This window comes from Providencia sp. Me31A, assembly GCF_050487165.1.
Classification (GTDB): Bacteria; Pseudomonadota; Gammaproteobacteria; order Enterobacterales; family Enterobacteriaceae; genus Providencia.
Genome location: NZ_JBKQGZ010000007.1, coordinates 21,996 through 44,813, shown reverse-complemented (window position 1 = coordinate 44,813; position 22,818 = coordinate 21,996). Strand labels below are relative to the sequence as shown.

Genomic DNA, 22,818 nt, shown 5'->3' with positions numbered 1-22,818 from the left:
AGGCGTATTCACGCACTTAAATAAAAGACTAACTGTATAAACCACTTATAATTAACTACTTACTTTTACTAACTATTATTACGATTAGTGACATACTGGATTACTTTTTCACACTTTTTTGCAGCCAATAAGGATCACCAACCATACAACCAAGATAGGCTGCTTTATGGCAGAGGTTAGTTGATAATTGCACCATAACCTCATCGTTCATTTGTGTTTCAGGCAAACTTAGGCACAAGGCATATAACGTATTTTGTGATGGGTCAAAAACTGTACTAGATACAGAAGCTACGCCTGTAACAGACTCATTCATCGAAAACTCCCAACCGCGTTCAGCGATAAGACTCATTCGTTCAGTTAGCCTTGCTTGTTCTTCTTTTGGCTCTCGACCTATAATTTTTGCTTTTTCATCTAACGGTAACCTAGCTAATAATGCACGCCCCGTTGAAGTACCAAGGATAGGTAAACGTGTTCCTGGTTGAGTGATTACCTGTAACATGCGGTTGCCAAAACGAGCATGAACAACACGAACCATATCGTCATCAAGTGCAGAGACGTAACTCGTAAAACCGCTATCTTTTACTAACTCATCCAATGCTTCAAGCATCATATCGATTAACGGATTCATGCCTCTTGCTCGGTGAGCCAGTTCCATAATCAATAAACCAGGACGATAAATCGGTGCGTTATTTTTCTTTTCCAATAAACCAAGCTCCGCCATTTGTTTTAGCAAACGTGAAGCGGAACTTTTTGGCATCCCTAATTCATTGACTAACGTCGTGACTGTCAGTTCAGTACCTAAACGAAGGAATAATTGGTATACATCAACAACGCTAGATAAAATACTCATGACCCTAAACCTTGGGTTAATACACTATAGCTTTGTGGCTTTCGATCTCTCAGATAAGGCACTTTGAGACGTGTGTGTGCTTGTTCTTGGAAATCTATTTCACCAATTAATAGCTGCTCACCATCACAGCCTGCTTCATATAGTACTTGCCCTCGTGGGCCTAATACTTTACTACCACCAAACAAATGTAGGTCGTCTTCATGGCCCCAACGGTTTACAGCCAGTAAGTGCGTGCCATTTTCTAAGGCTCGGCAAGCGCTATTAATGTCCCAAACATCTCTATCCTGTACACACCAAGCGGAAGGCGCTAACAGTAATTCAGCTCCCTGCAAGGTTAAAATACGCGCAACTTCAGGGAACCCCATGTCATAACAAATCATGACACCAATTTTGCCAATCGGTGTTTCAAACACAGGGAAGCTATCACCACGCCCAAACCATTGTTTCTCTAAACCAAAAGCATGAACTTTGCGAAATACGCCGCTAATTCCATCGCATTCAGGGTTCCAAACACCCACGGAGTTATAGACATCGCCTAAATAGTCACCACGTTCGACAAAGCCGCTAACAATGGTGATATTAAAACGAGTAGCGAGTTCACTAAATAAGTTGTAGGTGTCACTCCCTGTGGAATCGCTCAAATCCCACAGTTTTGTGGTCAGCAAGTCGCCACGATAACCGGTCGTTGCTAATTCAGGAAAACAAATCAGTTTAGCGCCTGAGTCGGCAGCCTGCTGGCACATCTGAGCCATGCGCTGTAAGTTATTTTGTTTATTACCTAGCTCAGAATTAAACTGAGCCAATGCAACCTTAACTTTTATACCTGACATTGATTAACCCTTAATCTAAATCAGAGACTTTGCGAAAATGCACGGCGTCTATACCTTTTGCTTTTGCATGCCAATTCATACCTATCCAATAGGCGACAGCACTGGTGGCCAATGAATTCAATGCTGGAATACCAAAATCTGCATTAAATGGCCCTAATTCTGAGGTTCCCCACCCCACAATTACAGCAACTAACCATACAAATAATGTTATCGGGTTATATGCTTCGCAACTTGCAGGTAAAACCCCTTGTGCTCGAGTTACATCAAGCTCTTCCCGGTCTCGTTTTAAAATGTAATAGTCGACAACCATGATCCCCGCAACTGGTGGGATGGCTATACCTAAATAAATAAGGAAGCCTATAAAGTTATCTAAAATACCTAACATTGACGCGATGGTACCAAAAATACCTATCACCCATGTTAAATAACGGCGGTCGAAACGCTTATTAAAAATAGCATTGAGTAATGTCGAAAACCCTAAAGATGAAGAGTACAGATTGATATCATTCATTTTTATGGTTGAAAAAATAACAATCGACGCGCCTAATAGGCCTGTTAATGCCATCATTAAATCAAATACTTCGCTTGTACGTAATGATAGCGCCATCAATACTGCTATCATGTTTACAAGAAGTTCACCAAAGAAAGTACCAATTAATGTCATCCAAAATACGTCTTTAGGTGCTTTCATAAAGCGGCTGATATCGGGAGTTGTAACTGCCGCAATGATAAAGCCACCTGCAACCATCGTAATGGCGGCAGGCATAGTCATAAGTGGCCCGGCGGGTTCAGTGTCATTGATTAATACGCCAATGTCCTGACCTGATAACAAATTATATGTCGCCCAACCTAACGCGAATAAAAATAGCGGTGTTGAGATATTTGCAGTAATAGATAAAAATCGATACCCACATACTGTAATAACTGTCACCGCAATACCTGTAATAAGTGACCAAGTCCCTGGTGTTAGCACATTAGTCGCTTTATACATACCATCCGCAAAGAAGCCATTTTGTACACCAAACCACCCCATTAAAGCGATGGCAATTACGCCACCAATAAGAGCTGAGCCTAGCTTACCAAAACCAGCCCACCTAGAGAGTAAACTGATGGACATACCTTCACGGCAAGCAGCCGCCCCAAGCCCCCAACTGACCACCTGTAAAATTACAGAGCCAAGCATAGTTGCCCAAAACGCCTGCCAAAAAGTTAATCCAAACCCGAGAGCCGCACCTAACATCACCTGTGAAACACAAGCTAGTGCGCCAATTCGTAGAATTAACACTTCATAGAACGGCCTACGAGCACTTTGGGGTACTCGAGCCAAAGAATAATCTTCACCTGCTTTGTTCGCCATACTGCACCTGCTGTGTGGGTTGTCTTTGCTTATTTTTTACTGGCTTATTATGGGTTCCATTAAATGGAACTAGGTTTCATTTATTCTACAGACAAATAATATCCATGATTGATACCAATCCGCAAGTAGAATTTATCTTTTCAGATAGTTTTTTTATTATGGAATATTTAGAGAAATGAGAAAATATCTAAATCAAAAAAAATTTTATTGATAAATTAACGGGTTAAAAACCCCTCATTTAGTTAACATAACTTAACTGAGGAACTTGGTTCCATTAAGCGGAACCACCCTAAATCCCCTAGCAAGTCAGCGTTAAACCACAAATTAACATCTAAAAATAGAATTATCGTTCAGGCAATAGCACTTAGATATATCCAAAAAATATTTTATGCAAAATACAAAGTTGAGCAAAAGGCCGAGCAGACAAAGCTGAAGAGTAAAACACTTGAAATGGTTATCAATTGGAACACCTCGGTATCAAAAATTCAATACCGAGGCAAATATAAACTAATAAACTATTCCCTTGCCAGTGCATCAATGGGATTTAGCCTTGCCGCATTGCGTGCAGGTAAAAAACCGAAAACAACCCCAATTGCAGTCGAACAAGCAAATGCGCTGATTAATGCCACAGGATCAAAAGAAAAAGACCAGCCAGGTAATGCCATTTGAGCGAGTAAACTGATGCCATAAGATAGCCCAATACCCAGCAGCCCCCCCATCAGACACACGAAAACAGCTTCAATTAAAAATTGTTGCATGACATCGCTGGTTCTAGCCCCTACAGCCATACGAATACCAATTTCACGCGTTCGTTCTGTGACGGAAACTAACATAATATTCATGACGCCAATACCACCAACCACCAGCGAAATAACTGCGACTAACGTTAAAAACAGCTGCATGGTCTGTGTGGTTTTTTCTGCTGTTTTTACAAAAGTATCAAGGTTATAGGTGAAAATATCCTTTTTACCATGCCGTAGTGTTAATAAACGTGTCAATTGCTGTTCCACCACTTTTGCATCGTAACCTTCTTTCACTCGCACGGTAATATTGTCATAGTATGGACGGTTAAGTACTTTGCTATTCACGGTCGTGTCCGGTAACCAAACCGACAATGAATTATTCGAACCAAAAGCCGATTTTTTTTCTTCAAGTACCCCAATAATTGTTGCGGGCATGTTGCCAATTAACAAGGTTTCCCCAATAACATGAGCTTGCTTAGGGAAAAAACGACGTTTGGTATTTGCATCAATAACCACGACTTGTGCTCGCCTATCTACCATATCTTGAGTAAAATTCATCCCCTCAGAAAATTTTGAGGCATAAACATTAAAATACTCCCGCCCTACACCCAAAAGTTGTGCAGAGGCATCTAGATTACCTTTCCTTAGACGAGCTGAACTACTGAGCTCCCCTGAAATGGCATGGACATAAGGCTGCTTTGCTAGCGCATCAATATCTGATGGTTTTAGGGATTGACGATTTTGTGCATCATCACTACCAAAGTCTTCCCCTGGATAAATTGAAATAGTATTCGTCCCAATTGATTTGATATCATTTAGAACCATACCTTGAGCAGCATCACCTATCACCATGATTGAGACTACCGATGCAATACCAATAATAATCCCAAGCATAGTCAGCAGGGTGCGCATCTTATTGACAACCATAGCGCGCCAAGCCATTAGTAAAGCCTCACTAAATCGGCCATATACTTGAGCTAAAGAGAATTTTCTTGGAGGTGTTTTTGGCAATGAACTCGCCGTTTTGGATGCTACTGTGCCGCTGTCTTTTAGGATCTCTCCATCTTTGATTTCAACGATCCGCTCAGCTTGCTCCGCCACGTTTGGATCATGAGTAACAATGATTACGGTATGCCCCTGAGCACAGAGATCTTTCAGGATTTTCATGACCTCTTTCCCTGAATAACTATCTAGTGCCCCCGTTGGTTCATCCGCTAAAATTACCTGACCGCCATTCATCAGTGCACGCGCAATACTCACTCGTTGTTGCTGTCCACCTGAAAGTTGGCTAGGACGGTAGTTAACTCGCTCCCCTAACCCTAACCGTTGTAATAATTGGGCTGCTCGCTCACGCCGTTGAGCTTTACCTGCTCCGGCATAAACAGCCGGCACTTCAACATTTTGCTCCGCGCTTAAATGGCTTAGTAAATGATAACGCTGAAAAATAAAGCCAAAATGTTCACGGCGCAGCTCGGCAAGTTGGTTATTATCTAAAGTGACAATATTTTGGCCATCAATGATGTAATCCCCAGAGGACGGCTTGTCCAAGCAACCAATGATATTCATCAATGTGGATTTACCAGAACCCGATGCTCCGATAATCGCCACCATTTCACCTGCATTAATTTTAAGCGAGATATTTTTTAAAACGGTGACTTGGTTTTCCCCTTCGCCATAACGGCGGGTGATCCCTTGCAGCTCAATTAATGCGGACATTTTAACTCTCCGCACCGCTGTGCCCAATGATCACTTTATCGCCTTCATTGAGCCCTTTAACCACTTCAACATAGACATCGTTACGGCTACCTATTTCAATTTGTTTTTTCTCTGCTTTTTGACCTTGTAGCAAATCCACTTCATAAACTTGCGCAGAGATTTCATCCCCGAGAGCAGAAAGAGGCAATAGCAGCACATTTTTACGGGAATCGAGTTCAATCTTGACCTGCGCCGTCATTTGTAATTTTAATAAGTGCTGTGGGTTAGGTACCTCAAAACGTGCATAATAGAAAATAGCATCATTGATTTTTTCTGGCGTAGGTAAAATATCTTTCAGTTTTCCGGAGAATTTTTTATCCGGTGCACCCAATACTGTAAAAGATGCACTCTGTCCCGGCTCCAAATAAATCACATCGGCTTCTGAGACTTCGGCCTTCACTAACATGGTGTCCAAATCTGCTAACGTCAAAATCGTTGGAGCTTCTTGCGCCGCAATCACCGTCTGCCCTTGTAAGGTTTTAATGAAAGTGACAATACCATCCATTGGCGCTGTGATTTGTGTATATTTAAGATTGGTCTTTGCCGTGTCTAAAGTGGCTTGATTACGCTTAATTTGTGCTTGAGAATTAGCCACCTGTGCCTTTTTCACATCGACGTCAGTTTTGGCTTTATCCAGATCTTGTTGAGCAACTGCTTGTAATTTAGCCAAACTTAGATGACGCTGATAAGTTATCTCTGCGAGGCGAAGTTCTGCTTGAGCTAATGACAAATTAGATTCAAGTTCTCGAATGGTTGCTTCAGACTCCATAACGTCGTTTTGCGCTTTTTTGGGGTCAATAACGGCTAATAAATCGCCCTTTTTAACATAATCCCCTTCTTTAACGTATAAAGTTTGTAGCTGCCCACTAACCTGAGCCCCCACATCAACCTTACGTACCGCATCAAGCTTACCTGTTGCAAGTACTTGTTTGTCTAAATCACCTCGGGTGATATCGACCGTTTGAAAAACCTCTTCTTTCTCCCCACGAAAGAAAAAGCCAGCGGCGCTAGCTATCATAATGGTAATTACCAAAATTATCGGCCACTTCTTTTTCGGTTTTGACTTCATGTATCTTTGCTTCCTATGAACAAAAAGAGGGCTATGCCCTCTAAATTGCTGGCAAAATGAGAACGGGTTTCCCCTATTTCGAGTGCCAGCCAAAAACCAATGATTGAATGATATATAATTTAAGTTATCAATTAATTAAACACATAGCTTACCTAGCCATCCATTTATCAATAATTAATCAACAAACTCTATATTTTTTATATGATATCACTGTTAATTCGCTTTCCCCCTAGCAAGCCATGCAACACGCGAAAACATATTTTTCAGTTGCAGAGGGATACTATCAGGCCCTATCTCAGCTGCACGATTTACGGTTGCCAAAGCTAAATCTGGTTTTGACGTACGTGAAATCGCTTTGATGATAACGCGCCTTGCCGACACTTTTGCATTGTCAGGTATATCGGCAATTTCATGATAAAAGCTTCTGAACCCTTCGCGATATAGGAAATGTTCCATATCTGGTGCCGTTAGCATAGTTAAACGGTCCCTATCTGGGGAGTTAATTTTGTTGGCATAATGCGTGGCTGTCGCTGCATATTTACGGCCTGCTTCGTCTCCATCCGTCAAAACATGCCACTCAATCCCCATTTTATTAGCGAATTTTAACAACGGCTTCAACCCACTTTGGGCAAATGCAATTACCTTGATCCCTTCAGTCTCAAAATAATAGTTACATTGCCGTGCAAATTCGCTCATCAACCAAATTTCAGTTTCCCCTTCAACTAATAACCAACAACGCGCGAAAAGAGCAGAAGGCCGGTTAAAACGGATGTGAAAAGAAATTTTACGCAATTCTTCGGTGCTTAAATCATTATCATTCAAACGATAAGCAGAAACTTTATTAGTATTACGTACTAAACGGCATAGATCTTCTAATGGCGCGAGTGACAGGAGTTCTCCTGAATTGGTGGTGGTTATACGCTGAAGCGAAAATAAACTAAATAGCCCCCAAGCGATAGATAGCATAATAGGATGTAACCGTGTTTCTGGATCTTCCACAATAATGAGTGGTCGAGCATGCTTATCGAGGTGGATATTACCTTTTGATTGCAACAGTGAATAAAACATCCCTAAGATAATTAAACGGATATTGCGCTGGTTTGGTTTTGCAATTAGACGGTTAATATTGTCCAATGCTTTCCAACCTTGCCGACGAGGTTCGATATTCGCTAATGAATGATCAACTTTAATAATATGTGAGCTTTGCCCTGAAAAATAATGACTTAGCAACTGTTGCATAGCATCTATACCGCCGACTAAATCCTCATCACTTAAGCGCTCAGGGTTATTGACCAATGCAGTGGTTAATTCTTTAATGCGCACATTAAACGTATCGCGAAATTCTTTTTGCCCTGAAACTAATGTTTCTGGGTTAATCGACTGTAAAAAACGAGCATCACGTAAGCGGATAACAGGATATAACCTTTTAATTTCATTGATATACTTATCAACATTATCCAGTGATAACTTATTTCCACCCGAATTTAAAAAACTTTTATCGACAACAATCGTATTATCGTCTTTAAGTTCAGCACTGACGCGGTAAAAGATATGTTTAAGATCATCGTCATTATCGACCCAAACAGAGGTCAAATTATGAAATCGATAAGATTGGTGACGCCCTTTTTGACGTTCACAGAATTTTAAGACTATCTGCAATGAACGATAACGGGACTCATCATTCCCCGCTGGATGGTGAAAGTCATGCAAACTGAATTGGTAATCTTGATGTTCAGGAGAAAGGAGTAGATCCAGCGCATCAAGTAAACTGGATTTCCCCCAAGAGTTTTCGCCAACTAAAACGGTACTATTATTGAGTTCTAAAGAAAGCCGGTTGATCCCTCTAAACCCGTATATTTCCACACGTTCCAGATACATATCACTCTCCTTAGAATATTTTTAGTTCACTCAAACGTTAATTTATTAAAAACGTTAATTCATTCAAACCCTATGCAACTGACATAAAATAGCGAGTGATTCCACCAGTTGAACATACAAAAGAATAATATTTAGAGCTTACCGATTAACCTACTTATTTACTATAAATATGTATATAAAATAAAAATCGTCATAACAAAATAGCTAACTGTGTTGAGCATCTAATTACAGTGTTATAAAATAGTAAAACTTTTATTTTTAGTATTTTTGACCTAAATTTAGCTAATTAACCAATAAAAAAATTTTACCCCTAAAATAGGGTTTAGCACTGTGCGTTAAATCAATTTTATGCTGCAATAACTTAAATTTAAAAAATAAGTATGACTCTTTTTTAAATTAGCTTAGTCTATGGGATAACCTTTAAGGATGCGCCATGTATTCAGGACTCTTAATCATTCTTTTGCCATTAACATTTGGTTATCTTATTCCTATTAAAAGCAAACCTATTCTTCATCGCGTGCACCAATCACTGAACTCAATGGTATATGTGATTTTATTCCTAATGGGAATAACTCTTGCACTACTTGAAAACTTAAGTGTTCACTTAATTTCTATTTTAATTTACGCCGTTACCTTTTTTGGTTGCATATTTTCTTTGAATCTTATCTCTCTGTTATTACTCGATAAAGTCGATCCTTGGAAAATTCCACAGCATAAACAAGAAAAACCCCCATCAAGGGTCAAAATGGTTCTTGAATCCCTACAACTCTGTGGGGTACTGCTATTGGGCTTTGTGGTTGGGTTAACAGGATTTAGCTTCCTACATTATGCCGATAAGGGTAGCCAAATCGCACTAATGCTGCTGTTGTTACTCGTTGGTATTCAATTACGTAACAGTGGGATGAGTATCAAACAAATATTAATCAATCGCCGCGGTACGACGATTGCATTTGTCATGGCGATAAGTGCCTTAGCTGGCGGTGCATTAGCTGCGTTCTTACTTGATCTTCCTATAAAAATGGGTTTAGCACTGGCTTCTGGTTTTGGTTGGTACTCACTTACAGGGATTGTCTTAACCGATGCTTATGGCCCAGTAATGGGCAGTGCCGCTTTTTTCAACGATTTGGCTCGCGAGCTGGCAGCCATTATGCTGATCCCCTTGATTATTAACCGTTATCGCTCTACCTCTCTTGGTATTTGTGGTTCAACATCCATGGATTTTACCCTCCCCGTTTTACAACGCAGTGGTGGTGTGTCAATTGTCCCAGCAGCCATTGTTCATGGCTTCGTACTTAGTCTTATTACGCCAATTTTAATGGCGTTCTTTACATAGGTAAAATTTCAGTCACAATAGCCGTTAATTTGCGTGAAACAGGAAATTAACATGAGAGACAAACAACGTGTTTTGGTGTTGGGCGCTAGCGGCTATATCGGACAAAATCTCATACCTCAGCTCATTGAGGAAGGCTACGATGTCATCGCAGGGGCTCGCCGTGTAGATTGGATGCTATCCCAAGGTTGGCGGGATACGCAATGTGTCTATGTTGACCTTCATGACCCCGAAACACTAAAAGGCGTGATGCAAGATATTGATATTGTCTATTTTCTTGTTCATAGCATGGCTGATCAAGCCAATCTTATTGAGCGTGAACGAGCTGCTGCGCGCAATGTACAACAAGTCCTTGAGGGGTCAGGGGTCAAGCACATTATTTATCTCAGTGCGTTACAACACGGCCATACTTATTCTCCCCACCTGATTGCTCGACGCTTAACTGGGGATATCTTGCGTGAAAGCCAAATCCCAGTCACTGAAATTCGTTCGTCTATTATTGTGGGCTCAGGTTCAGCGGCATTCGAAATCATGCGCGATATGGTGTACAATCTAGCAATCCTCACACCACCACGCTGGGTACGTTCAAAATCATCCCCCATTGCTCTGTCGAATATCCTTCATTACCTAACGCAACTAGCAAAAATCCCTACAACAGAAAATCGTATTTTCGATGCTGGTGGGCCTGAATTTATTAGTTATCAAGAGCTATTCAAGCGTTTTATCAAAGTCAGTGGAAAACGCCGTTTACTGATCCCAATTCCTATTCCTGTCAGTATGATCTCCGTGCATTTTATTAGCTTAATTACATCCGTCCCCCCTTCAATTGCTAAAGAGCTTATCCAAGGCTTGCAATATGACCTCCCTGCGGATGACAAAGCCTTACGTGAATTAATCCCGCAAACGTTGATCTCCTTTGATGATGCTGTAAGAGCAACATTAGCAGAAGAAGCCGATGCCGTTGATAATGCAGATTGGGGATATGACCCTGAAGTGCGAAAACGCTGGAGACCCGGCTATGGCTACTATCCGAAACAAGCGGGCTCAACGTTAGGTACAACAGCAAGTAGTGAGTCACTTTGGCATGTTATTCAACAAATTGGCGGCAAATATGGCTATTTTTATGCTAACGGTCTATGGAAAACGCGCGCTATTATGGATGATATGATGTTGAATAAAGTGAAATATGGCCGCCCTGCTCGCGAAGAGCTACAACTGGGTGACGAAATTGATGGCTGGCGCGTGATAAACCTTGAACCCAATAAACAACTTAGTTTGTTATTTGGTATGAAAGCCCCCGGTTTAGGCCGTCTTACATTCACCATTCATGACAGCGGAAATCGCCGTTCTATCGACGTTAGGGCATGGTGGCACCCCGCTGGCTTCAGTGGTCTATTATATTGGTTTGCTATGATGCCAGCCCACCTGTTTATCTTTAAAGGCATGGCGAAACATATTAGTGAACTGGCTTTTGAACGAGATAAACAACTTGCGAAACAGCAGCAAGCAGAGCAACAAACCGCTAAAACTGAATAAGTTTAGTGTGAAAAGCAAATTTTTATGCAGAATTTATTGCATAAATATGCTTACAGGATTAATATCACAGGTAGTTAAAAAAGATATTATTGGTAAGCATGAGCATTCAATTAAAAAACATAAACTGTTTCTATGGTTCCCACCAAGCACTCTTTGATATCAATCTAGAGTGCTCTGCGGGGGAAACGATGGTATTACTCGGTCCAAGTGGAGCAGGTAAAAGCTCTCTCCTGCGAGTTCTCAATTTATTAGAAATGCCACGTTCTGGTCATTTGAATATTGCTGGTCAACAATTTGATTTTTCATCCACACCAGATGCAAAGTCCATCCGTGAACTACGCCAAAATGTAGGTATGGTTTTCCAGCAATATAATCTATGGCCTCATCTGAGTGTGATGGACAATCTGATTGAAGCACCTTGCCGCGTGTTAAAATTATCAAAGCAAGAAGCTTATGCAAAAGCTACTAAGCTCTTAGAACGCTTACGTTTATCTCAATTTTCTGACCGCTACCCGCTGCATTTATCCGGTGGGCAACAGCAGCGTGTGGCGATTGCTAGAGCATTGATGATGGAACCTCAAGTTCTATTGTTTGATGAGCCAACCGCGGCACTTGACCCTGAAATTACGGCACAGGTTGTCGACATCATTCGAGAACTGTCAGCAACAGGTATTACGCAAGTTATCGTCACTCACGAAGTGGAGATTGCTCGCAAAACCGCTAGCCGTGTGGTGTATATGGAAAACGGCCATATTGTCGAACAAGGGGATGCAAGTCATTTTACTGCACCTCAAACAAAAGCATTTGCAAATTATCTGTCCCATTAATAGATATAGGATTAAGCAATGAAAAAAATTATATTCGCTGCGCTGCTGGGCGCCGTAACCCTATCTGCAACTGCTGCGGACAAAGAAACTATCCGTTTTGCAACGGAAGCAACTTATGCGCCATTTGAAATGTTTGATAAAAACAACCAAATCGTCGGTTTCGATGTTGATTTAGCCAATGCGATGTGTGAAAAAATGAATGCCACTTGTACATTCACTCACCAATCATTCGATAGCTTGATCCCAAGCCTTAAATTCCGCCGCTTTGAAGCTCTGATGGCAGGTATTGATATTACCCCTGAGCGCCAACAACAAGTTGATTTTACAGAAACTTATTACCCTAACTCTGCTGAATTTATCGCTATCAAGGATAAAGTGACTTCAGTTGATCAGTTAAAAAATAAGAAAATCGGCGTACAAAATGGTACGACCCATCAAAAATATATCATGGAACAACATAAAGACATGACCACAGTTCCTTATGATAACTACCAATCTGCTATCCTAGATCTACAAAATGGTCGTATTGATGCTGTATTTGGTGATACCGCAGTCGCTGACGAGTGGTTAAAAGCTAAAGGTAACGAAAACTTAGCCGCTGTAGGTGAGAAAGTGACTGACCCACAATATTTCGGTATTGGTTTAGGTATTGCGGTACGTAAAGGAAATAAAGAGCTGTTGGATAGAATGAATAAAGCCTTAGCTGATGTTAAAGCAGACGGCACTTATGATGCTATCCACAAAAAATGGTTTCAACAGTAATTGATATAATTAATGAGCAACTTTCTATTTCTAACAAGTGCCGCCGGTATTACCGTCGGCCTTGCCGTTTCTGCGCTGATCTTGGGGCTGATTCTCGCGATGTTGTTTACCGCATGGGAGTCCGTCCGCTTTAAGCCGATTACTTTTTTAGGGACTTGCTGGGTCACCTTGATCCGCGGTTTACCTGAATTATTAGTGGTTTTGTTTGTCTACTTCGGTACATTGCAATTTATCAACCTACTTGGTGATGGCTTTGAATTGAACCTCGGCTTTTGGCAAACCACAATCCAAATCGACCCAAGTATTTTCTCTGCCGGTAGTGGGGAGTTTGACTATACCCCTTTTATTTGTGGTGTTGTTGCCCTTGCCCTATTATATGCCTCCTATGCTTCTCAAACACTCAGGGGCGCTTTAAAAGCCGTTCCTTATGGTCAGTGGGAAGCAGGCTTTGCATTAGGCTTAAATAAGCGTACCATTTTCTTTCGGTTTATCATGCCGCAAATGTGGCGCCATGCCCTACCGGGGCTAGGTAACCAATGGCTGGTATTATTGAAAGATACGGCATTAGTTTCGCTTATCAGTGTCAATGATTTGATGTTACAAACAAAAACCATTGTAAACCGCACTCATGAGCCGTTTACTTGGTATGCGATTGTTGGTTTGATTTACCTTGCTATTACATTAATTAGCCAGTTGGTGTTAAAGCGTATTGAGCTGCGTACCACCCGCTTTGAGCGAGGTGAATCAAAATGATGGATTTAATATTAAAAATTTTACCGGGACTACCAACCAGTTTATCCCTGACGTTTAGCGCATTAATTGTCGCTTTTCTCTTAGCTGCATTATTTACCTTAATTTTGTCGCTAAAAACTCCCGTCGTTTCCCAAGTGGTAAAAATCTATATTACACTGTTTACCGGTACACCATTGCTGGTTCAATTTTTCTTAATTTATAACGGCCCAAGCCAGTTTAAATCTTTGCAAAATTACCCTATGTTCTGGGACTTTATTTCTACGCCTTGGGTCTGTGCAATGATTGCATTGGCATTAAACAGTGCCGCCTATTCCACCTTGCTATTCCACGGTGCAGTCAAAGCAATACCATCTGGGCAATGGCAATCATGCCAAGCACTTGGTATGAGCAAAATGCAAACCATGCGAATTATTTTGCCTTATGCCTTCAAACGTTCGTTATCGTCCTATTCCAATGAAGTAGTCTTAATTTTCAAAAGTACCTCACTAGCCAGTACCATCACCATGCTGGATGTAATGGGATATAGTCAGCTTATCTTTGGTCAAACATGGGATGTGATGGCATTTGTTGCGGCGGGTATTATTTATTTAGTGGTTAATGCAATTTTAACCGTGCTAATGCGTTTAATTGAACACAAAGCATTAGAATTTGAGCACAGGGGTTAGCTCTTCTTTCTCGCCGACAAGTAAAAAAAGCTTGGTGTTATACCAAGCTTTTTTATTCACTCAATCGAATTTTTAAAGAGTAATTAAATTGCAAATGAAATAATTCAACATATTAAATAGATATGATTAATGAGTTTATTATGCAAAAAATTCAATTTGATATTTCTTTTGAGCAAGAAAAACGGCTTACATACTTTAATAAAAAAAATAATATATAACTCACCATTAAATAATGAAAAAATTAAGACTTCCCTAGCTAATGCTTTCGGATTTATATCTATATTTGAGGTGTATAAAAACATAGCTAAAAATATAAACTCTGGCTTAATCAATGATATAACCCTACCCATTTGTAGTTATGCAAACTTACAAATAGAGGGAAACCAATCAACTATTGAAGAGCTAAAAACTGAAATAAAGAATAAATTAAAATCTAATAATGATTATTATTCATTAATTTCTTATAATGGCAATTTCAGTTAAACACGAAAAAAACAATTATATATATAAATTTTTCGCCCCTAATAGAGGGGTAAAAAAATATGATGATGAAAGTAATTTTTATGAAAATATAAAAGATTTACTCTCCTATCATAGTAATAAAGCCACACCAAATCATATAGATAAATTTGAATTATTATCTATGGATTCATTCTAATTTAAAAATTAAATTAATATTCCCTTGATAACATAATGAATATTATATCGCTAATTGTACAGTAAAGCCCATTACATAGCTTTTACTGTACAATACGTTTTAGCAACGTCAGCACTTCAAAATGTGCAGTATGAGGGAATAAATCAAACAACTGTACCTTACAGACTTGATAGCCAGCCAACAATTGTATGTCTTGAGCCATCGTTTGTGCATTACAACTAGAATACAGGATATATTCAGGCTGCATACGAGAAAGGTAATCGCATAATTCTTTACCAATTCCTCTACGTGGCGGATTGACTAAAATAAGCTGTGGAATATCCTGATTCGCCGTGGCAAAACCCGTTGAATCCAGAGCTTTAAACTCAACATGCTTTAATCCAAGTTCATTCGCTGATTGTTGTGCACTGGCAATCGCTGGCGCACTGATTTCAATCCCCGTTAAATGGGTTGTTTTTTCAGCACAATGCAAGCCAAAACCCCCAACACCACAAAATAAGTCCCATAAACTGTCGATATGTAACTCTTTCACCCATTCTCTTGCAGTTTGGTATAGCTTTGCTGCAACTACAGGGTTAGTTTGAAAAAAACTTTGTGGACGAATAAACAACGGTACCTGATTAAACTCTTCGCGTAACGTTTGTTGCTCTGTTAGATAAATTTCTTGCTCACCTTCGAGTATCGCCATATGAACAGGCTGAATATTAGCAGTGATCACCACCAGTTGAGGTAACTTTTCTTGCAACCAAGGTAGCGCGTTTCTCAGTTGCTGGAGCTTTTTCTCTGAACGTAACACAAAACGCAGCATAAATTGCCCTGAGTGCCAACTTTGAGTCAATAATAAATACTTTAACTCTCCACGCTTACGCTCAATATTGTAGGGCGTCAAACCTGCCCTTGCGATAAAAGGGATTAAAGCCGCAAATACATCAGAAAACGCTGTTGGATATAAAGGGCAATCAGTGAGATCGGTACCTTGTCCATCACGACCTGAAATACCAAAAATTGGTTTTTCAACACTTCCACTAACTACCATTTTGGCTTTATTGCGAAAAGCAATTTGTGGCCCAGTGACTGGGGGGGGAAATACAGAGGCCCCAATTTCGGGCAACAACGCCTGTAATTGGCGTTGTTTTTCGATAATTTGTTGCTCAGGTGAAAGTCTCAGCCATTGGCACGAACGGCATTGCCCCGAGAGATATTTTTCACAATACATATTGAGTTAGTGGAGGATAACTGACGGTTTATCATCAGAAGAAGGTTCAGTCCCGTCTTCAGTACTATCATCTTCTTCGCTGAATTCATCTTGATTGGCATAGAGCAAATTATTGCTGAAAATCTCAAAAATAATAGCTGAAATTTGTTCTTCCGCTTGCTGTAAAAAATGACAGAACTGGCGATACGTCATACCGGCTTCTAGTGAAAATGATTGGCTAACAATCAGCTTAGGCAAATTTTCATCATTAATTTCGAGGAAAACTTTAGCGGTTAATGAGCTGGCATTAATTTGGCTGATATTCGCCACTAATGTCACAATAGCAGTTGGTTTTAACTCAGCCAGTGCGGATAGCACCAAAACATTATTTAAAATATCGAGCTTAGCATCAAAAATACCATCTATGTTTTGCATGTGGGGTAAATGTAACGCAGCGCAAGAATCACACTCGAAATAAGAGGTTTTGAGTTGGTCTAGCCATTCACGCAATTTGGTGATGTCAGGGTAACAAATAGAATCCATGGGCAATAACCTTTTTAAACTCAAACTTTTTAACTCAAACTTTTAAAATCAAACTGTTAACATCAAAACAGTAACGCACTAATAGGTTGTTAGAGTCTTTATATCCCCTAACAGAAAAGTGAGTAATTCTCACACATTGTAGGTAGAAACACCAGAAAAACCGCGTTTATTCTGACTAAACATCAGGTTTATCATCTTTACCATCAACAGACTCAGATTTTTTTGCTACTTTTGGGTTTTCTGGCCTATTATCAATTCCTAGAAAACTCAAGCCGTGGATCGCACGCCAGACGATGTTGATTATAGCAGGAAGTAAACACCCAATTCCAACCATGATAATCGCGACAATCACTCCTTGCTGCATCAATGGTTCAGGTAACGTGACATAGCCATTTAATACTAGTAGCACAACAATGAGTAGAATAATCCCTACTCCCTCTAGCACCAATATTGGTTTTGGCATATCCGCCAATGAACGCATCATTCTTTTCGATTGCGGTTTATTACTCATATTCTTACCCTTTGGCAATGGCTATACCCTATTTGACGCTAAATTATATGTCATGCCTATAGGTATAACAGGAAAATCCGACTTTTATTTCATAACTTATATAGGCATAGTATTGTACATTATTGCTCAAATTTGAATTCAAGATAAAAGGAGATACTATGTATACTGTTATTTTTGGTCGCCCAGGCTGCCCATACTGTGTTCGTGCCAAAGAACTCGCTGAAAAACTGAAAAATGAGCGCGATGATTTTGACTACCGTTATGTTGATATTCAAGCTGAGGGCATTTCGAAAGAAGACCTGTCTAAAACTGTGGGTAAAACCGTTGAAACCGTACCTCAAATATTTATCGATGAAAAACACATCGGCGGCTGCACTGATTTTGAAGCTTACGCTAAAGAACATTTGAATTTATACAAATAATTAGCCTACCTAGTTTTTAGTTCTTAATAAACAAAGCTGCTCACTTTTGCTACAAGTGACAGCTTTTTGTTCTTTTTGTGCTATTTAAATTAAATTTCATAAAAAAATGTGCTTTTTTTCATCATTTGAAGAACTTTTTTTTTTAGCCGGAGTCTTAATTTATGCCACTGCTTTTCTTTGATGTCCCCATATTGACGAGCCCGATAGCCAACTCTATGTTTTCATGCTATCGGGTTTTTTATTTTTAACGGGTTAGCTCCCCTTGCAACGTGATGATTAATTTTCGTTTTCCCCCATAATTTCGATGTTCACACAAATAAATACCTTGCCATGTTCCCATATTTAAACACCCTTTCGTTATAGGGATGGTTAAACTTGAACCAAGTAAACTACTTTTAAGGTGGGCAGGCATATCATCGCTACCTTCATAATCATGCTTATAGTAAGGTTCATTTTCCGGAACTGCGTGATTAAAAAAACATTCAAAATCCTCCCGAACCGTATAATCCGCATTTTCGTTAATTGTCAAAGATGCTGAGGTATGCTGAATAAAAATATTCATTATACCAACTTGAATTAAGCTGATTTCCGGTAACTGCCTGAGAATCTCTTCTGTGATTAGGTGAAAACCTCTTTCTCTTGCATTGAGCTGTATCTCTTTTTGCCACCACATGGCTGCTCTCCTTATTTATATGGCCAAGCTAAATAATTATTGAGTCATTTTTAAACCGCAAGTAAATTTGTCCCGCAAAGTTGCAACAATAAGATAAAAGGGCTTTACCTGCTAAGCCAGAGACTTTAATCTCTCCTTTTTATTACTAACTATCTGTCCGAGGTACTGAAACTGTGCTGGAACAACTAAATATTGATCTTTTTAATCTGATCAACGCCGCACCAGAGACCGCCAGTGGAACGATAGCGATGGCCAATGTTATTGCTAAACGTTTAATTCTTATCTTCCCTCTTTTCACTGTCGCGTGTTGGTTTTGGGGTGCCCAGCAAAATATGACTCGCCAACGTGCTTTTGCTTGTAAAGCCGCTATTGCGATTGTCATAGGCTTAGCCATTTCTTGGTTAATTGGCTATATTGCCCCACATGATCGCCCATTTGTGATGGGTATCGGCACTAATTTTTCTGATCATGAGCCAACCCCATCATTTCCAAGCAATCATGGTACTATCGTCTTCACCTTCGCCTTTGCTTTCCTTTTTTGGCTAAGAACTTGGGTAGGCTTAGTCATGATAATTCCAGCCATTGTAATTGCTTGGTCACGGATCTACCTTGGTGTCCACTGGCCTTTAGACATGGCAGGGGCTTTTATACTAGCCATCGTAGCGTGCGGGATTTCACAAATCGTCTGGTCGATAGGCGCAAATAAAATCCAAGAACCGATTACTCGCCTCTATCACTTCGTGTTTGCTTCTTTAATACGCAAAGGCTGGTTCCAACCATAACCGCCAATATAAAGTACTGGCGTTAATTAACGTTGGTACTTTAACCATTTTAAAATTGAGCCAAATCAAAGTTTATATTTGTTTTTTATTTTTGGTTAACTAAATTTTTTGAATTATCAATGGGATTAATAAAACAATTAATTAACAAATGTTTTGTTACGATTTTTAATTATTTTTTCCGATGCAAAAAAAGTAACTTCATTCTATCTTAAAATCTCTAGAAATAATTAATATATATTTCTTTACCTTCCTAATGAATCATTAATTAATCACGTACTAAATCATCTATCAAAAACAAAATAAATACTTATTTATCAGGTAATTATAACTTTCTATCATTCTTCAACTAGCAGGGTAATTATAGTAAATATTAATAATTTTACTTTCATGGGCTATATTTTAATCTAACTGATTTTAATCATTAATATAATAATGTTTTTCTATAATAATTAATTTCATTCATCTTTAACTTATTTAGTATTTATTTAATCAACATAAATACAGGTAAAAAAATCAACTTAACACAAATTTATTTAACATTTTTATAAAATACATTGAATACCGATAATTTTAGGGGATATTTCTCTTTTGAGATAGTGATCACGGCATTTTATTCTGGTAAAATATAAATTCACACTTTCAAAATCCATATTTAAACTTTGCTGATAAAATTACAAAACTGATTGAAAATAAATTTACAGTTAATTTTAGTTTTATTTTCAATCAGATTGTTACGTAAAAGAAAGCAATTTTATTGAGTGATTGTTCGTACCAAAAGATTAAAACGTCGTAACGCATTTGAACGTTACACACTAAATGTTTTTTTGACTTAAATTTTCGGAGACTATTATGGATACAACAAAAGTTGATTCCATCGACAAAACAGCCTCGCAAACAGTAAATTGCACTGCTTGGCGCAGAACTGACACAGTATGGATGCTGGGTTTATATGGTACAGCTATCGGTGCTGGCGTGTTGTTTTTGCCAATTAATGCAGGCATGAGCGGTTTATTACCTGTTTTACTGATGCTGGTATTAGCCTTCCCAATGACATTTTTTGCTCACCGCGGATTAACACGCTTCGTTCTTTCTGGTTCAAAGCCTGACGGTGATATTACTGAAGTCGTTGAAGAACACTTTGGTCGTATGGCGGGTAACTGGATCACACTGCTTTATTTCTTTGCAATTTATCCTATTCTTCTTGTTTATGGTGTATCCATTACCAATAACGTAAATAAATTCCTCACTGAATTACTCGGCGTTGGCGCACCGCCTCGCTGGTTATTAGCACTGATCCTTGTCGGTGGGGTTATGGCGATTGTTTCTTTTGGCGAAAAATATATCGTTAAAGTCATGAGTATGCTGGTATTCCCATTTATCGCGGTACTGGTTGCATTCTCACTGTATATGATCCCTCACTGGAGCGGTGATGTCCTCAATACATTAACATGGGAAGGTATCACTGAAGCGACTAAAAATACTGGCGGGCAAAGTATCTGGATCACCATTTGGTTAACTATCCCTGTGATGGTATTCGCATTTAACCATTCGCCAATTATTTCGGCTTTCTCTGTAGCAAAACGTGAAGAGTACGGTGATGCCGCCGAACAAAAATGTTCAAGAATACTTGCTTCAGCCCATATTTTAATGGTACTGACAGTCATGTTCTTCGTGATCAGCTGCGTCTTTACCTTATCTTCAGCTGACCTTGCACAAGCGAAAGCACAAAACATCAGTATCCTTGACTACCTGTCTGGCTACTTTGATCAACCATTCATCAAATATGCCGCTGCAATCATTGCATTCATCGCAATCATTAAGTCTTTCCTAGGCCACTACCTAGGGGCACGTGAAGGTTTCAACGGCCTAGTTGAACGTGCGTATCGAGCAAAAGGTAAAACCGTTGATATTCGTAAGTTAAATCGCGGTACTGCCATCTTCATGTTAGTCACAACTTGGTTAGTGGCGACATTAAACCCAGGGGTACTGGATATCATCGAAAGCCTTGGTGGCCCCATCATCGCCATCTTACTGTTCTTGATGCCGATGTATGCCATCAGCAAAGTCCCTGCAATGCGTAAATATTCAGGCAAAATCAGCAATGTATTTATCGTAATTATGGGTCTGGTCGCTATCTCTGCAGCAACATATAAGCTATTCTTTTAATTGAAGCTCCCAGGTAGCTAAGCTATATCCGAAAGCTACCTGATTTCAATGACTTTCTACAAAAGGAAGCACTGAATATGATAAGTGTATTTGATATCTTTAAAATCGGTATCGGCCCTTCAAGCTCCCACACTGTAGGACCTATGAAAGCGGGCAAACAATTTGTTGATGACCTAATTCAACATCACTTACTCACAGCAACTACACGTATTACCGTCGATGTCTACGGCTCTCTTTCCTTAACAGGAAAAGGCCACGCCACAGATATGGCGATTATCATGGGTCTTGCTGGCAATTTGCCAGATACCATTGATATCGATTCTATTTCCGCTTTTATACGCAACGTTGAACAAACACAGAGGCTATCTCTTGCTCATGGGCAACATGAAGTCGATTTCCCTATTAACGGGGGAATGAACTTCCATAGTACTAATCTGCCACTACATGAAAATGGAATGAGTATTACAGCATTCAGTGGTGATGACGTTATTTACAGCAAAAATTACTATTCTATCGGTGGTGGTTTTATCGTCGATGAAGAACACTTTGGCCAGTCAGATAAAAATATTGTGCAAGTCCCTTACCCATTTAAATATGCGGCTGACCTGCAAAAACATTGTAAAGACACAGGATTATCACTTTCCGCACTCGTGATGCAGAATGAATTAGCATTGCATAGTAAAGAAGAAATTCAACAATACCTCTCATCCATATGGGATGTCATGAAATCTGCAATTGAACGGGGTGTCACAACGGAAGGTTTGCTACCCGGCCCATTACGTGTACCACGCCGGGCAGCCGCACTACGTCGTCAACTCGTGACAACCGATAACACCAATATGGACCCAATGGCAGTAATTGATTGGATCAATATGTATGCGCTGGCAGTCAATGAAGAAAATGCGGCTGGAGGCCGAGTTGTCACTGCGCCAACCAATGGTGCATGTGGTATTGTGCCTGCGGTATTAGCTTATTATGATAAATTCATTCGCCCTGTGAATGAAAACTCATACACCCGTTATTTTTTAGTTTCCGGTGTCATTGGTGCGTTATATAAAATGAATGCATCAATTTCCGGTGCTGAAGTGGGTTGCCAAGGCGAGGTCGGAGTCGCTTGCTCAATGGCCGCTGCTGGCCTTGCTGAATTAATGGGCGGTAGCCCTGAGCAAGTTTGTATTGCTGCAGAAATCGCTATGGAACATAATTTAGGTCTGACCTGTGACCCCGTTGGGGGGCAAGTTCAAATTCCTTGTATTGAACGTAACGCTATCGCTTCAGTAAAAGCCGTCAATGCTGCACGTATGGCATTACGTCGTGTTAGTGATCCCCGAGTGTGTCTTGATAAAGTTATTGAGACAATGTACGAAACAGGTAAAGATATTAACGCTAAGTATCGTGAAACATCCCAAGGTGGTTTAGCAATTAAATTAGCACACTGTGAATAGTTAATTTTATACCTAAAAATGCCTGCTTAGTACAGGCATTTTAAATTGAGAATTAATTTTTAATCACT

The 22,818-nt window shown here is 39.7% G+C and carries 21 protein-coding genes; 11 read left to right on the top strand and 10 right to left on the bottom strand.

Annotated elements, in window-relative coordinates; genetic code table 11:
• Nucleotides 1-100: 100 nt before the first annotated feature.
• From ACLPIE_RS07175 to ACLPIE_RS07150, 6 genes are all read right to left on the bottom strand, one after another.
• On the bottom strand, nucleotides 101-850 hold the full coding sequence (locus ACLPIE_RS07175; protein ID WP_430260840.1) for an IclR family transcriptional regulator: 750 nt from the start codon (nucleotides 848-850) through the stop codon (nucleotides 101-103).
• The gene (locus ACLPIE_RS07170; protein ID WP_430260839.1) at nucleotides 847-1,680 is read right to left on the bottom strand and encodes a nitrilase-related carbon-nitrogen hydrolase; all 834 of its coding nucleotides are present in this window, start codon (nucleotides 1,678-1,680) and stop codon (nucleotides 847-849) included. The genes ACLPIE_RS07175 and ACLPIE_RS07170 overlap by 4 nt, the downstream gene beginning before the upstream one ends.
• A 10-nt stretch (nucleotides 1,681-1,690) precedes the next feature.
• A complete protein-coding gene (locus ACLPIE_RS07165; RefSeq protein WP_430260838.1) occupies nucleotides 1,691-3,037 on the bottom strand; it encodes a purine-cytosine permease family protein in 1,347 nt (448 codons plus the stop codon).
• A 515-nt stretch (nucleotides 3,038-3,552) separates the two neighbouring features.
• Nucleotides 3,553-5,496, bottom strand: a complete 1,944-nt coding sequence (gene macB, locus ACLPIE_RS07160) for a macrolide ABC transporter ATP-binding protein/permease MacB (RefSeq protein ID WP_430260837.1) — start codon at nucleotides 5,494-5,496, stop codon at nucleotides 3,553-3,555.
• A 1-nt stretch (nucleotide 5,497) separates the two neighbouring features.
• On the bottom strand, nucleotides 5,498-6,604 hold the full coding sequence (gene macA / locus ACLPIE_RS07155; protein WP_430260836.1) for a macrolide transporter subunit MacA: 1,107 nt from the start codon (nucleotides 6,602-6,604) through the stop codon (nucleotides 5,498-5,500).
• 213 nt (nucleotides 6,605-6,817) lie between these two features.
• Nucleotides 6,818-8,482 carry a DUF2813 domain-containing protein gene (locus tag ACLPIE_RS07150; RefSeq protein WP_430260835.1) on the bottom strand — a complete coding sequence of 555 codons (1,665 nt, stop codon included), beginning with the start codon at nucleotides 8,480-8,482 and terminating at the stop codon, nucleotides 6,818-6,820.
• A gap of 433 nt (nucleotides 8,483-8,915) precedes the next feature.
• On the opposite strand from ACLPIE_RS07150, the gene ACLPIE_RS07145 reads away from it, so the two are divergent.
• The 7 genes from ACLPIE_RS07145 to ACLPIE_RS07115 all read left to right on the top strand — a co-directional run bounded on the left by ACLPIE_RS07145 (nucleotide 8,916) and on the right by ACLPIE_RS07115 (nucleotide 14,838).
• Nucleotides 8,916-9,815 carry a LysO family transporter gene (locus tag ACLPIE_RS07145; RefSeq protein ID WP_430260834.1) on the top strand — a complete coding sequence of 300 codons (900 nt, stop codon included), beginning with the start codon at nucleotides 8,916-8,918 and terminating at the stop codon, nucleotides 9,813-9,815.
• 51 nt (nucleotides 9,816-9,866) lie between these two features.
• Nucleotides 9,867-11,348: a DUF2867 domain-containing protein gene (locus tag ACLPIE_RS07140; protein WP_430260833.1), complete on the top strand. Its 1,482-nt coding sequence runs from the start codon at nucleotides 9,867-9,869 to the stop codon at nucleotides 11,346-11,348.
• A gap of 98 nt (nucleotides 11,349-11,446) precedes the next feature.
• Nucleotides 11,447-12,175 (top strand): arginine ABC transporter ATP-binding protein ArtP, encoded by a 729-nt coding sequence (gene artP, locus ACLPIE_RS07135; RefSeq protein ID WP_430260832.1) that lies wholly within the window; start codon nucleotides 11,447-11,449, stop codon nucleotides 12,173-12,175.
• 18 nt (nucleotides 12,176-12,193) lie between these two features.
• On the top strand, nucleotides 12,194-12,937 hold the full coding sequence (gene artJ, locus ACLPIE_RS07130) for an arginine ABC transporter substrate-binding protein (RefSeq protein WP_430260831.1): 744 nt from the start codon (nucleotides 12,194-12,196) through the stop codon (nucleotides 12,935-12,937).
• 12 nt (nucleotides 12,938-12,949) lie between these two features.
• Nucleotides 12,950-13,690, top strand: coding sequence for an arginine ABC transporter permease ArtQ (gene artQ, locus ACLPIE_RS07125; protein ID WP_430260830.1), 741 nt, complete (start codon nucleotides 12,950-12,952; stop codon nucleotides 13,688-13,690).
• Nucleotides 13,687-14,355: an arginine ABC transporter permease ArtM gene (artM, locus tag ACLPIE_RS07120; protein ID WP_430260829.1), complete on the top strand. Its 669-nt coding sequence runs from the start codon at nucleotides 13,687-13,689 to the stop codon at nucleotides 14,353-14,355. Before artQ ends, artM begins: the two co-directional genes overlap by 4 nt.
• Before the next feature lie 168 nt (nucleotides 14,356-14,523).
• A complete protein-coding gene (locus ACLPIE_RS07115) occupies nucleotides 14,524-14,838 on the top strand; it encodes a hypothetical protein (protein WP_430260828.1) in 315 nt (104 codons plus the stop codon).
• Between the two features lie 257 nt (nucleotides 14,839-15,095).
• Here the strand turns inward: ACLPIE_RS07115 and rlmC are convergent, their stop codons facing one another.
• From rlmC to ACLPIE_RS07100, 3 genes are all read right to left on the bottom strand, one after another.
• Nucleotides 15,096-16,229: a 23S rRNA (uracil(747)-C(5))-methyltransferase RlmC gene (gene rlmC / locus ACLPIE_RS07110; RefSeq protein ID WP_430260827.1), complete on the bottom strand. Its 1,134-nt coding sequence runs from the start codon at nucleotides 16,227-16,229 to the stop codon at nucleotides 15,096-15,098.
• A gap of 6 nt (nucleotides 16,230-16,235) precedes the next feature.
• A complete protein-coding gene (locus ACLPIE_RS07105; RefSeq protein WP_430260826.1) occupies nucleotides 16,236-16,751 on the bottom strand; it encodes a YbjN domain-containing protein in 516 nt (171 codons plus the stop codon).
• A 175-nt stretch (nucleotides 16,752-16,926) separates the two neighbouring features.
• Complete coding sequence (locus ACLPIE_RS07100) at nucleotides 16,927-17,262, bottom strand: YbjC family protein (RefSeq protein ID WP_430260825.1); 336 nt, start codon at nucleotides 17,260-17,262, stop codon at nucleotides 16,927-16,929.
• Between the two features lie 158 nt (nucleotides 17,263-17,420).
• Here ACLPIE_RS07100 and ACLPIE_RS07095 point away from each other — a divergent pair, with 158 nt between their 5' ends.
• Nucleotides 17,421-17,684, top strand: a complete 264-nt coding sequence (locus tag ACLPIE_RS07095) for a GrxA family glutaredoxin (protein WP_430260824.1) — start codon at nucleotides 17,421-17,423, stop codon at nucleotides 17,682-17,684.
• Nucleotides 17,685-17,928: 244 nt separating this feature from the next.
• On the opposite strand, the gene ACLPIE_RS07090 is transcribed toward ACLPIE_RS07095, so the two are convergent.
• Nucleotides 17,929-18,357: a secondary thiamine-phosphate synthase enzyme YjbQ gene (locus ACLPIE_RS07090; RefSeq protein ID WP_430260823.1), complete on the bottom strand. Its 429-nt coding sequence runs from the start codon at nucleotides 18,355-18,357 to the stop codon at nucleotides 17,929-17,931.
• A gap of 173 nt (nucleotides 18,358-18,530) precedes the next feature.
• Here ACLPIE_RS07090 and ybjG point away from each other — a divergent pair, with 173 nt between their 5' ends.
• The 3 genes from ybjG to ACLPIE_RS07075 all read left to right on the top strand — a co-directional run bounded on the left by ybjG (nucleotide 18,531) and on the right by ACLPIE_RS07075 (nucleotide 22,750).
• Complete coding sequence (gene ybjG / locus ACLPIE_RS07085; RefSeq protein WP_430260822.1) at nucleotides 18,531-19,139, top strand: undecaprenyl-diphosphate phosphatase; 609 nt, start codon at nucleotides 18,531-18,533, stop codon at nucleotides 19,137-19,139.
• Between the two features lie 849 nt (nucleotides 19,140-19,988).
• A complete protein-coding gene (locus tag ACLPIE_RS07080) occupies nucleotides 19,989-21,305 on the top strand; it encodes a serine/threonine transporter (protein WP_430260821.1) in 1,317 nt (438 codons plus the stop codon).
• Between the two features lie 77 nt (nucleotides 21,306-21,382).
• Nucleotides 21,383-22,750 carry an L-serine ammonia-lyase gene (locus tag ACLPIE_RS07075; RefSeq protein WP_430260820.1) on the top strand — a complete coding sequence of 456 codons (1,368 nt, stop codon included), beginning with the start codon at nucleotides 21,383-21,385 and terminating at the stop codon, nucleotides 22,748-22,750.
• Nucleotides 22,751-22,818: the final 68 nt, after the last annotated feature.